This window comes from Fluviicola chungangensis, assembly GCF_007558725.1.
Taxonomy (GTDB): domain Bacteria; phylum Bacteroidota; class Bacteroidia; order Flavobacteriales_D; family Crocinitomicaceae; genus Fluviicola; species Fluviicola chungangensis.
In genome coordinates this window covers 248,902-261,972 of sequence record NZ_VLPL01000003.1, presented here as the reverse complement: position 1 = coordinate 261,972, position 13,071 = coordinate 248,902, and the positions used below count along the sequence as shown (strand labels likewise).

9 protein-coding genes are annotated in these 13,071 nt (G+C 43.6%); 5 read left to right on the top strand and 4 right to left on the bottom strand.

Translation table 11 applies throughout. The annotated features are described in order from the left end of the window. Window positions 1-408: 408 nt before the first annotated feature. Window positions 409-1,092 (top strand): LOG family protein, encoded by a 684-nt coding sequence (locus FO442_RS07390; protein WP_144332526.1) that lies wholly within the window; start codon window positions 409-411, stop codon window positions 1,090-1,092. 41 nt (window positions 1,093-1,133) lie between these two features. Here FO442_RS07390 and FO442_RS07385 read toward each other — a convergent pair whose 3' ends face one another. From FO442_RS07385 to FO442_RS07375, 3 genes are all read right to left on the bottom strand, one after another. After that, the gene (locus tag FO442_RS07385) at window positions 1,134-2,339 is read right to left on the bottom strand and encodes a 3-deoxy-D-manno-octulosonic acid transferase (protein WP_144332525.1); all 1,206 of its coding nucleotides are present in this window, start codon (window positions 2,337-2,339) and stop codon (window positions 1,134-1,136) included. Continuing rightward, window positions 2,340-3,098: a hypothetical protein gene (locus tag FO442_RS07380; protein WP_144332524.1), complete on the bottom strand. Its 759-nt coding sequence runs from the start codon at window positions 3,096-3,098 to the stop codon at window positions 2,340-2,342. It lies immediately after the preceding gene. Between the two features lie 85 nt (window positions 3,099-3,183). Next, window positions 3,184-4,908 (bottom strand): ABC transporter permease, encoded by a 1,725-nt coding sequence (locus tag FO442_RS07375; RefSeq protein ID WP_144332523.1) that lies wholly within the window; start codon window positions 4,906-4,908, stop codon window positions 3,184-3,186. On the opposite strand from FO442_RS07375, the gene FO442_RS07370 reads away from it, so the two are divergent. Both FO442_RS07370 and FO442_RS07365 read left to right on the top strand, forming a co-directional pair. Next, window positions 4,889-6,181 carry an exo-beta-N-acetylmuramidase NamZ family protein gene (locus tag FO442_RS07370; protein ID WP_246073830.1) on the top strand — a complete coding sequence of 431 codons (1,293 nt, stop codon included), beginning with the start codon at window positions 4,889-4,891 and terminating at the stop codon, window positions 6,179-6,181. The two genes, FO442_RS07375 and FO442_RS07370, sit on opposite strands and share 20 nt — an antisense overlap. Before the next feature lie 163 nt (window positions 6,182-6,344). Beyond that, the gene (locus FO442_RS07365) at window positions 6,345-7,928 is read left to right on the top strand and encodes an FMN-binding glutamate synthase family protein (protein ID WP_246073829.1); all 1,584 of its coding nucleotides are present in this window, start codon (window positions 6,345-6,347) and stop codon (window positions 7,926-7,928) included. 43 nt (window positions 7,929-7,971) lie between these two features. Here FO442_RS07365 and purE read toward each other — a convergent pair whose 3' ends face one another. Next, window positions 7,972-8,466, bottom strand: a complete 495-nt coding sequence (gene purE / locus FO442_RS07360) for a 5-(carboxyamino)imidazole ribonucleotide mutase (protein ID WP_144332522.1) — start codon at window positions 8,464-8,466, stop codon at window positions 7,972-7,974. 128 nt (window positions 8,467-8,594) lie between these two features. Here purE and FO442_RS07355 point away from each other — a divergent pair, with 128 nt between their 5' ends. Together FO442_RS07355 and FO442_RS07350 are read left to right on the top strand one after the other, a co-directional pair. Then, window positions 8,595-11,933: an HYR domain-containing protein gene (locus FO442_RS07355; RefSeq protein WP_144332521.1), complete on the top strand. Its 3,339-nt coding sequence runs from the start codon at window positions 8,595-8,597 to the stop codon at window positions 11,931-11,933. Between the two features lie 12 nt (window positions 11,934-11,945). Then, a complete protein-coding gene (locus FO442_RS07350; RefSeq protein WP_144332520.1) occupies window positions 11,946-12,986 on the top strand; it encodes a PorP/SprF family type IX secretion system membrane protein in 1,041 nt (346 codons plus the stop codon). Window positions 12,987-13,071: the final 85 nt, after the last annotated feature.

Sequence of the window (13,071 nt, the reverse complement as noted above, 5' to 3'; positions counted from 1 at the left end):
TCGGTTCGAGTGAATAACGGTCATATTTATAGTTTTTAATGCCTTTTTTACTCGTATCTTACCGGATGTTATAAACTGTGAAGTTTAAGGGTGCAAATAGTCGTAATTAAGGTAATCAACATTATGAAAAAATTTAACGTCATCCAAATTTTTAACGATAAAATTTAATGAATCGTCTTGTAAAAGGCTAAATCAATCGAAAACTGTTCTATTTTAAACAGTTGTAAATCAATAGTTTAACTAGTTAAGTAGTTCAATCGTATTTCTTTTATTTTTTTGTTGAATTTTAGAACGATTTTGCCTTATAAACGATGCTCCGTTCATAATTAATAAATCCGACTTACTTTAAACTTACTCAAGAGCTCTATTTTTACTGGAATAGCACTTTTGCTACTTTAAAGCAATCAAATGAACGCAATACGCAAGGACTGGAACGAAATAAAGACAAACGACAGCTGGGCAATTTTTAAGATTATGTCTGAATTTGTCGAGGGGTATGAACGCATGGCACGCATTGGTCCATGTATTTCTGTTTTTGGATCTGCCAGGACCAAAGAAGAGAATAAATATTACCAATTGAGCGTCGAAATTTCTGAAAAGCTTGCCAAAGCGGGATATGGAATTATCACCGGTGGCGGACCAGGTATTATGGAAGCCGGAAATAAAGGGGCACAAAAAGGAGGTGGAAAATCTGTCGGATTGAACATTGACCTGCCTTTTGAACAGTTTCACAATAAGTACATTGACCGGGAAAGCAATTTGAGCTTTGATTACTTCTTTGTGCGCAAGGTGATCTTTGTAAAATATTCCCAGGGATTTGTGGTGCTGCCGGGAGGTTTCGGCACGATGGACGAATTGTTCGAAGCAATCACGTTGATCCAGACGAAGAAAATCACCAAACGGCCGGTAGTACTTGTGGGTAAGGAATACTGGAGCGGATTGGTGGAATGGGTCCAAAAAATAATGCTTGAAAAAGAACACAATATTTCTCCAGACGATATGCGTTTTTTAACCGTTGTGGATACGGCAGACGAAGCGGTGAAATATGTGGATGACTTCTACAAAACACATGATCTGAGCCCGAACTTCTAAGCAATGATTTCCACCTTTTTCATTGCCAAAAAGTGGAAAAACTAATTTAAAGAGCTAATAATCTTCTTCGCTGCTCCCTGGTTCCTTGCAAAGATCTCTGCCAATCTTTCATTGATCAGAGCCCTTTTTCCGAGCGCTTCCTCCACGGCTTTTTCAAAACTGAAACTATCTTCAATCGTAAACGCCACTTCGTGATCAAGGAATAGCTGAGCTTCAGGGAAACGTGCAAATTTCGGTCCGAAAAAAATGGGAATGCCAAAAGCGCCCGGTTCGAGAATGTTGTGTAATTTTCCTGTAAATCCACCGCCGACATATGCCAGATCCGCGTACTGATATGCATTGGTCAATTGACCTATTGTATCCAGAATTAAAATATCTCCGCCTAAATTTTGAAACTCTGTATAGCGTTCCACTTCATAATCAAATTCCGCTGAAATTTGTTCGATGTGCTTCTCTGAAATATCATGCGGTGCGATGATGATCTTGAATTTCTGCCGGAGTTCAAATAAAGCAGGGATTAGGATTTCTTCATCAATAGTCCAGGAGCTCCCCAAAATAAGCACCGGTTTTTCTTCCACAAAACTGCGAATAATCTCATTTTCCCGGCTTCGTTCTTTTACTGCAATCATCCGATCGTAGCGCGTGTCACCGGTAACGGTAACCTGGTCAATGCCAATGCTGTTCAACAGCTCTTTCGAACGCTGATCCTGGGCGTAAAAATGATCAAACAAACGCAACGCTTTCCGGAAAAATCCACCGTACCATTTAAAGAAGCGATGCCCCGGCCTGAACAAACTGCTGACGCCATAAATCTTCGCCCCCTTTCTTCGGGCACATTTCAGATGATTGTACCAAAACTCATACTTCACAAAAAACACCATTTTCGGATGGAAATGATCAACGAATTTACGTGCTTTGATTTTTGTGTCCAGCGGCAGATAAAGTGCCAAATCTACCTGGTGCTCCCTTTTCTGATAAAACTCCATTCCCGAAGGACTGAAAAAGGTAACAATCAGAAACGATTCGGGATGAGCTTCCTTATAAGCATTCATCACAGGAAGTCCCTGGTCAAATTCTCCCAGAGAGGCACAGTGGAACCAAACAACCTGTTTGTTGGCCGGTACATGAAATGTCTTTAATGGAATCCGTCTTCCAAGAATCCATTTCTTTGCTTTGGGATGAAACCAGGAAGCGAGCCACATTACCGCATAAAACGCCCGAATACCAAATCCATAGAATAATCTCATTTACTCAAAATAATAGTCTTTCGGTTTGCGCTTGTAAACAGGAACAAACCAACCGACTTTGAATCCATATTGTAAATCTAATCTTTGTGCTTTAGAAACCGGCACATCCGGCTGATCAAAAAAGATATCTCTTCTATTATATGTTAACCCTTCCTGGATATAAAATCCTGCATAGAAGTTCACAAATCCCTGGTTAGCCATAAAGGCATATCCAGCAAATTGGTGGAAGTTCAATCCGGTAGTATAGCGGTCGTAACCTTTTCTGTATTTTAATTCCAGGGTGGGAACAACCTGATCTTGTGTTTCCACACGGATTTTATATTGCATGTACCCCAATCCGGCATGGACATACAATCCGGAGTTTTTATTCGGACTAAGCACCGGAAACACTTTGCCGACCATTACATTTGCATTGAAGCCACGCATATTCACCACCACGATTGCCACATCTCCGTTCACATCATTGATGTAGCCATGAGAATCAATCAGGTTGGCAAACATCCCGGAAGTTTTCACCTGGTTGCCAAACATGAAATTTCCATCCAGTCCATAAACCCAATTCCTGGAAGTTTTATAGCCGGCCATTGCTCCCACATGGTTGATTGTTCCGAAGCGTTCCTTTAAATCTCCACCCGGTGCATTCAACCCATAGTGAAGCGCAATCCATGGAGTTGCAATTGCACTGTCGCGAACATTTCTCTGGCTCAATCCCTGGAAACCGAAACAGATCAAAAAAGCAAATAAAAAAGAATTTCTCATGTTTTTAAAGTCACTCAAAAATAAGGAATTATCGCTGCTCAGGAATCAAATTATCGGGAAATGGGTGAATTATCGATTAAACGGGTTATTTAAACCGGATTGATTTTGCCGGATTGATTCTGCTAATCAACAAAGAAGGAATGAAAAGTGCCAACAAACAAACACCCAATGTTATGACGTTTAACGCCCCTATTTTCCAGATGCTGAATTCAATCGGAACGGTATTCAAATAATACACTTTCGGATCCAAAGGAATAATATGGAACTGATATTGAAGCCAGCAAAGTCCTATTCCAATGACATTTCCCCAGATCATGCCTTTGAGGATCAGTTGTCCGGTATGGATCATAAACACCTTCCGTATAAACAGGTTATTTGCACCCATTGCCTTTAAAATTCCAATGAAATTAGTACGAACCAGGATCAATACCAACAAAGCAGATCCCATATTTACAATTCCGATAATTAACATGAGTACCAGGATGATTGCCAGGTTCACATCCAAAAAACTCAACCAAACAAACAAATCATGCTGATTGTCCTTGATGCTGTTCACTTTCACCTGCTGCCTGAAATCCGGGTTGAATTCCACCGCTTTTTCAATGTTCTTTTTTTGGTTTTCGATGTCTGAAAAATCAGCCACGCTCAATTCATACGATCCCACATATTCCTGATATGAACCGTGTCCGGGGAAAAACTCCAGGTCTACTGTTTTTGCTCCTGCTTTCACTTCATAATGAAGGCCATCCTGACTCAGGAAATGCTTTTTCAAATTCCCTTCCGAGTCCATGGAAAAGGGGCTTGTACTCAGTTTATCGCCCTTCACTTTGATTTGTAACCAAGTAGTATCCGGAATGGCTGTCTCACTTTTCGGGTTATCCGGACTTCCGGTTGGTTCATCCAGGAAAGTCCAGTAATCTGCTACAATGAGCCGGATTGTGGTGTCTTTTTGCGGATAGATTGCAATAACAGGCGTATTTTCATAGCCTTCCCCCCAGTCGTAACGGTAATTGCCATTCCCTCCCGAAACCTGTGCACGTAAAATTAAATTTCCAAAATAAAGTGAATCCTCTACGATCAGTTCCGCACTGATTCCCCAGTCATTCAGTTGCTGGACCTGTGGCAGGTAGCAAAAAACCAGTTCTTTATCAAAATCCTCCAACCCGGTTTCATAAATCCCAACAATCCGGAATTGACGCTGAATGGGCTTTTGTTTTACGAAATAAGCGTTAATGGTGTCGCCTAACTGGTAGTGCAAGTCGGCAGCAATTCGTTTTGAAATAAGTACTTCTGTTGAAGCAGGATCTGTAAAATCAGGAAGTTTTCCTTCTTTCAGATACGTCTTGAAAAACGACCAATCGTAATTTTTATCAACACCTTTTAAAACAACTCCCAGGATCTCTTTTTGCGTTTCTCCTCCTCTGGATTGAAGCAATGCAGGCTTATAAGCAACTGATTGAACATGGGTTACACCCTCGATCCGAGCCAGGGTTTCTTCCAATTTTTTACTCTTCATTAAGGGCGCTGATTCCATTAAAGAAATTTCTCCTGACTTCTGGATAGAGATATGTGAACCAAAACCTATAACTTTACGGCTCACTTCTTGTTGGAATCCTTCAACCACTGCAATTGTAACGATGTTTACGATCATTGCCAGCGAAATACTCAAAATAGCAATTCTAGTAATTGGTTTTGCTGCTTTTTTATTGCCTTGCAATGAATCATCCGTAACCAATTGTTTACGTTGAAGTTTTTTAGCGATGAAATAGATATAATTCCAATTATTGCTCATGCGAATACGAAAGTACATAAAGCTTTTGGCGTTGAAAAGTATTATTTTGCTTTTCCTGGTTTCATGTACCCTGAACAAAAAGTCTCTTCCAACTGTTACAACGGACAAGAACCTGGATAAAACAAAGGAATATCCTGTAATACAACCCATTGACGATGAAATCCGGTATGATGCATATGGCATAGAAAAAATGCCCAACCTGCAACTTGGCAATGCCCGGATGGACCTGTACCTGGACTCGTTAAGAGGCAAAAGGATAGCGATTGTGGCAAACCAATCTTCTCTGCTGGGCACCATTCATTTGGTGGATACTTTACTGTCTCTGGGTATCCAAATACAAAAGGTCTTTGCGCCTGAACATGGATTCAGAGGAACCGCTGATGCAGGTGAAAAAGTTTGGAGCCACACAGACCCTGTTACCGGCTTACCGATCATCTCCCTTTATGGAAGCAATAAAAAACCCCGAGCGGACCAATTGTGGGATGTTGACCTGGTATTATTTGATATCCAGGACGTGGGTGTTCGTTTTTACACCTACATTTCAACGCTGCATTACGTCATGGAAGCCTGTGCCGAAAACAATAAAACATTGATTGTGCTGGACCGTCCAAACCCGAATGCACATTATGTTGACGGGCCGGTTTTGGAAAAAGATCAAACTTCTTTCATCGGGATGCACCCGGTACCGATCGTTTACGGGATGACCATCGGGGAATATGCCTTGATGATCAACGGTGAATTTTGGCTTCAAAACAATGTGACTTGCCAGATGTACATTGTTCCATGCCGCAATTACACGCACAAAACGAAATTTGAGATCGCGATCCCGCCTTCCCCGAATCTCCGGACAGATCTGGCAATTAATTTGTATCCGAGTTTGTGTTTATTTGAAGCTACCACTGTAAGTGTCGGAAGGGGAACAGAACGTCCCTTTGAACTATATGGTCATCCGAATTTCCGGAACAGCGGGTTCACATTTGTTCCCATGCCTACCACCGGGGCCAAAGATCCCTTGTGGCAGAACCGCACCTGCAACGGCTATGATTTAAGGGCCAGTCAGAACAAACGCATGTATGAGATCAACCTGAACTGGTTGATTAACGCACGCGATCAATTGGGCGACAGTTTGGACTTCATCAATCAACGCAATTTTTTCGACCGCCTGGCAGGAACAACCCAACTTCGGGCACAACTGAAAGCCGGGCTGAAAGCAAAAGAAATCAAGGAAACCTGGAAAACAGGGATTCAAGCGTTTTTGAAGATCCGGCAAAAATATTTGATTTACAGGTAATATACGATAGGAGAATTATGGCACAAGTGTGATACTTATACGAACTATAAGCCGCCACTTAGTCATTTGCAACAACTAGTTTATATTGTTTTTTAACAAACCGGATCCCCCTTAAACAATTTAAAACATTACCTTACGAAAGTAGTTTTTAAAACTTCCTCTCGTGAGAACCAAATTCATTATTGCAAGTAGCTTAATAACCGCAGCACTCTCGGTAGCCGGATATTTTTTCTGGACAGGGTGGTGGTACATTCTCGGCGTTTTAATGGTTCCCTTTGCACTCGGATACATAGATCTCCTTCAAAAAAAACACTCCATAAGGGCAAACTTTCCTGTAATTGGGAGATTGCGCTGGATCATGGAAGCACTCAGACCGGAAATATACCAGTACTTCATTGAAAGCGATACAGATGGAACCCCCATTAGCCGGCTTGACCGGACAATTGTTTACGAACGTGCAAAAAATGAAGCAGATTCCATGCCCTTCGGAACCCAGAATGATGTCTACAAAGAAGGATATGAATGGATGCCACACAGCATACAACCCAAACACTTCGACTCAGTCAATCAAAATCCCCGCATCTTAATCGGAAATAAGGATTGTACTCAACCTTACAGCGCAAGCATTCTCAATATCAGCGCCATGAGTTTCGGCGCATTGTCATCTGCAGCGGTAGAAGCCCTCAATGGCGGGGCCAAACTGGGTGGTTTTGCGCACAATACCGGAGAAGGAGGAATTGCGTCCTACCACCTCAAACACGGCGGCGACATCATCTGGCAAATTGGTACCGGGTATTTCAGCGCACGCGACATGAATGGGAACTTCAGTGTGGAACTCTTCCGGAAAAACGCACACCTGCCACAGGTCAAAATGATTGAGATCAAACTTTCACAGGGAGCCAAACCCGGACACGGAGGAATTCTTCCTGCCAAGAAAAATACCAGGGAAATTGCCGAAATCCGTCACGTTAAACCTTTTACTACTGTCTATTCCCCACCCTACCACTCCGCTTTCAACACACCGAAAGAACTGGTAACATTTATCCGTCTCTTACGCAATGAATCCGGTGGAAAACCAGTAGGATTCAAATTGTGTATCGGAAAAAAAAGTGAATTCATTGCTATCTGTAAAGCCATGATCGAAATGGATACCTACCCCGATTTCATAACAGTAGACGGAGGAGAAGGAGGTACCGGCGCTGCTCCACAGGAATTCAGCAACTATGTAGGGGTTCCTTTCCTCGATGCATTAGCCTTTGTCGAAAACATACTCACCGGGTTCAATATCCGGAAACACATCAAATTAATCGGATCGGGAAAGATCATCACCGGTTTCAGTATCGTAAGAGCAATGGCCTTAGGCGCCGATGCTGTAAACTCAGCAAGAGGAATGATGCTCGCTTTAGGATGCATCCAGTCTCTGGAATGCAACTCCAATACCTGCCCCACCGGAGTAGCAACTCATAACCGACAGTTGGTTGCTGGTCTGAATATCGGTGACAAAAAAGTCAGAGTAGCCAATTTCCACCGGGAAACTGTAAGGGCTTATGCCGAACTGATCGGTGCAGCAGGACTTGATCATGGCGACCAGATTACACGCGATTTGATAAACCAGAGAGTATCTCTCTACGGATCACGTACATATGAGGAACTATTTCCAAGTCTGGAGCCCGGAAGTTTGTTAAATGGAAAAATACCGGAAAAATACCTCGCAGATGTCACAAAGGCAGATGTCAACAAATGGTAATACGGTGAAATCCAGCCAAAAATCGCATGCAAAAGTACTTCATTTACGCTTGCTTACTGCTCTGCTCTACTTTCTTTGCACCTTCCAACACGGTTTCTTTCATTGATTCCATGTAAGCGCTCAATTTTTTTTGTAGGTCCGGGTTGGTAGCTCCCAAGATCTTTGCCGCTAAAATTCCAGCATTCTTTGCTGCATTAATCGCAACTGTTGCAACCGGGATCCCGTTCGGCATCTGCACAATGGACAACAAACTGTCCCAGCCGTCGATTGAATTACTTGATTTAATCGGAACGCCGATTACCGGAAGCGGAGTCAAACTTGCCGTCATCCCCGGTAAATGTGCTGCTCCTCCTGCCCCGGCAATGATCACCTGGATCCCTCTTCCCGAAGCCGTTTTTGCGTATTCGAACATCCGTTCGGGAGTTCTGTGAGCAGAAACAATGGTTAACTCATACGGGACTCCAAACTCCTTTAATATATCTGCAGCGTCTTGCATAATTGGCAGGTCTGAAGTGCTGCCCATGATAATTCCAACCATTTGCGTTTATTTTGTCTGCAAATCTAACGATTAATCCCCATCGTTGAAAACTATTACCTCATTGTGGAGTATTTCCCCTTATTTTTATTGAATTTTCTGTTAGTTTTGGGCCTCGTCCAACTTAAATTATGAATAAATCGATACTCCTATTTGTGTCCGCCGTTCTTATGCAATGGAGTGCACACCTACTGGCTCAAACAACCTTCATAACCGATAATTTTGAAGGCGCATTTTCCTGGAATACGGTGAGTACTACCGGACCAAACCAATGGGTCCAGGGATCCTGCACCAACAACGGCGGAAACTCGGCATTGTACATTACTTCAGGCGGTGTTACGAATGATTGTACCCCGACCGGAATTACGCATTATGGTTATGCCAATTCAGCTTCCGGAACGGAAACAGCCATTGTTTATCTTCCGGTGAATGCTGCCTGTTACAGTTCCATCCGGATCCTCGCGGAAATTCAGGTAGAGGGTGAGAGCGGGTTGGATTACCTGGAACTGGTCTGCAGTACCAATTCCGGAGCAAGCTGGACACCTGTTTCAACACAACTGGTTGCAAACGCCACGTATACCGGATTTAACCAATTGCTCCCGGGCAGTTTTGATAACAGTGTTTTCTGGATCGGTTTCCGGTTCACATACAACGATTCAAATATTGGAAACAAAGCTCCTGCGATTGACAATTTCAGGATTCAGGGTATATCCGGTGATGTTACTCCACCAACGATTACTTGTCCTTCCCCTTCAACCGGTTACACGGACGAATTCTTCTGCCAACTGACGCTGGCTGATTTTGGAGCACTTGCAACCGTTAATGACAATTGCGGAATAGTTTCTACCGTTCAAACACCTCCCGTAGGAACAACGGTCAGTACCAATACCATGATTACACTCCAGGCAACGGACCCATCAGGAAACAACACAAGTTGTAACTTTCTGCTGACCGTACTGGATACCGTTGCACCAAAACCTACTTGCCCGGCTTTGGACAGTGTCTATGCATCTGCTTCCTGCGATGCGCTCGTTCCGAACCTGGTTCCAAGCGTTACAGTAAATGAAGCATGTACACCCGCCGTATCCCTGGTTTTTAACCAGGCACCGGCTGCCGGGACCACCATCACAGCAACGCAAAACGTATTTGTCACCGTGACGGACCTGGCGGGAAACGCTGCAAGCTGTTTTACACACATCCTTTTCTTCGATACAATTTCTCCTCAAATCACCTGTCCGGCCAACCAAACTGTTTCTACGAACAACGGCTGCACCTATGATATTGCCAGCTTTACATCCCAAGCTACCGTAACAGACAATTGTTCAACCGTTTTCCTGCTGAACCAAAGTCCGGCAGTTGGAAATTCCCTGCCAACAGGTGTACACAGCATCACCATCCAGGCAATTGACCAGGAAGGAAATGACCAGGTTTGTCAGTTCAATTTAACCGTCCAGGATTTAACGCTGCCGGTGATCAACTGTCCTGCTACCCTTTCCATACCGGTGAATAACCAGTGTTTGGCATTGGTTGGAGACCTGGTTCCATTGGTTTCCGCAACAGATAATTGTACCGCGAGCAGTTCTTTGGTATTTGCCCAGGACAAACCGGCTACTTTGCTGTTTTCCGACTCCATTACTGTTTTAATGACTGCCGTTGATTTAAACGGAAATATCGGAAGCTGTTCTATTTTTATCACTGCAATTGATACCTTGGATCCGATCGTTACCTGTTTGAGCGATACCAGCCTGGCTATTTCAGGAACGTGTTCCATGACCATTCCGAACCTGGCAGGAACACACAGCGCAGTTGACAATTGTTCTCCTTCCAACCTGTTGACATTCTCACAAAACCCGCTTCCGGGAACGGTTGTCAGCAACCCGGTCGGAATTGTTATTTCGTATACGGATACTTCCGGTAATATCGGTACATGCATTACGCAAACCATTCCCATCGAATCCATCAATCCGACCATTAGCTGCCCTCCTGCCCAATCTGTCAACAACGGAGTTGCCTGTTATGCACTGATTCCTGACTTGACATCCTTTGCTACGGTAAGCGACAACTGTATGGGATATTCTTTAACCCAACAACCGGCTCCGGGAACGAATTTAATTTCAGGAACACATGTTGTGACCATTACCGTAACCGATTTGGCAGGGAATACCTCCTCGTGTGCTACCAGCTTCACCATTATCGAGACCCAGGCACCTTCCATTACGTGTCCGAACAATATTTCAACCTGCAATCCACTAGTTAATTACGGGAATCCTATCGGAACGGATAACTGCTATTTTACGATTTCACAGACAGACCTTTCGGGAGTTTCTTCGGGTGACATTTTCCCAATTGGGACAACAACGCAAACCTATCAGATCGAAGATTCTTCAGGTAATACAAGCAGCTGTTCTTTTACCGTGGAGGTGCTTCAATATCCTGATACCGCTTTTATCCCGAACAGTTTGATTTACCTGTGCAATACCTTCACAACAAGTATTGAGGCACAAGCCATCCAATCCGGAACAGGTTCCTGGAATATGCTAACCGGCGGTGGAACCATTACCAATCCGAACGCGTTACAAACCACTGTACAAAATCTTTCCTTGGGTGCAAACACCTTCGAGTGGGTAGTAACTTCACCAACCTGTGGCTCTACAAGAGATACCGTAAGAATTGTCGTGAATATGCCACCTCCTCAGGCTAATCTCCAGGATTCCATGTATGCCTGTGCTGCAACAAATTACATCATCCAGGGAAACAATCCGGGAACAGGAGCCCAGGGAACCTGGTCGAGTAATTCCGCGATTACGTTCAATAATACTCATGCTCCAGTGGCAACCATTCTTTCTATTCCCGACGGATATCATACCATTTACTGGACTATTTCAACCAACGGTTGCCCCAGCACAGTAGACAGCAGTATCATTTATGCTCCGATTGTTGCACAGGTGCTTACTCCCGATACCACGATCTGCTTGAATCAGTTACCGATAAATCTCCAGGGAAATCAACCGGGGAGCGATCAGGCAACCTATTGGATCGAACTGGCGGGTACGGGCACCTTGACCAATAAATACAACCCGAATACGCAATTGACCGGCGGTGCTCCCGGAGAATTAGTCCTTCTTTACAGACATACTCACGATTTTTGTGGTGCTACACAAGATACCTTACGCATCCAGTTAACCAACTGCGGTGAGGCAACTTTTGATATTCCAACGGTATTCACACCGAATCATGACGGAGACAATGACCTGTTCCTTATCCCTAACCTGTATGAAACATACCCGGATTGCAAAGTGACGATTATCAATCGTTGGGGATCCAAAGTGTTCCAATCAACCGGATATGAAGAACCATGGGACGGAACTTTTAAAGGAGACGATCTTCCGTTCGGGACTTATTTTTATGAAATAGTATCTCCGAACAATGATTTTAAAGCAATCAAAGGTTCAATCAGTATTATCCGTTAATCCCTATTACCCATGAAAAAAATAATCGTTATCGCATGTGTTTCAGTTGCAGGATTAACCTTCGGACAACAGGACATTCAATTTACCCAGACAGCTTCTTCGCCATTCTTAATTAATCCGGCAGCAGGCGGATTGATGAATGTAGCCGAAGTGGTCGTTGGGAATCGGTTGCAATATGCCGGAGTGGACGGGAGACCTATGACCACTTTTGCAGGGATTCAAAGCATGGTGCGTTTCAAAAAACGCAAATCGAAAGCCTTGCTGAGTGAACTTTCCTCGATCGGGCAAACTTTTTACAGCACCCCTCAACGCACGGTTTCCTACAAACAAGTTGCCGGCTTGACTTTTATCAATGACATCATCGGTCCGTTTACACGAACCAACGTGAAGGCAAATATCGGTGTTCATATTCCTTTGTCTCAAAAGCTAAATGCAGGGATCGGTTTGGGCGTCGGCTGGTCAAATTTCGGAATAGATAATTCCAAGGTAACACTTGGAAATTCAAACGATAAGGCTTATGCCAATTATATCGGGATCGCTGCTTCACAAAATTACCTGGATGCACAAGCCGGTTTACTAGTTTACAATGACCGTTTACTGGTAAGTTTAAGCGGAAGCCAGCTCTTTAACAACAAAACGCGTTTGAGCAGTATAACGACGGAAAGTACGTTTCAGCCACACCTTTTCATGTTGGCTAGTTATCGGTTCGATTTAGGGAAAAACTACGGGCTGGAACCCATCGTTCAGTTCAAATCCGCGAAACACGCCCCCATCAGTTACGATATCGCGATGCGTTTGCACTACATGCGTATGGGATGGGTTAGCCTTTCCTACAGAAGACAATCTGCTATCGGAGTTGGTTTCGGAATAAACTTATTGGCGCGCTTCAATGTCTCTTATTCCTTTGAATTCGGAAACGGGGTTACCGAGAAATTCGGAAATACTTCGCACGAAATTCGTTTAGGGTTTATTTTCGGCCACAAACGAAATATGGAAAAGGAATTTAAGCAGGATGAAAAAGTGAATCCGGTGCCGGTGGAAGAAACACCCTGATAACCGAAGAGGGATGCAGATCGAACAAAATCCGGAAGAATAAATGCTAATTTTCAAGTATTGCTAATTTTGTAAAAAGTACACT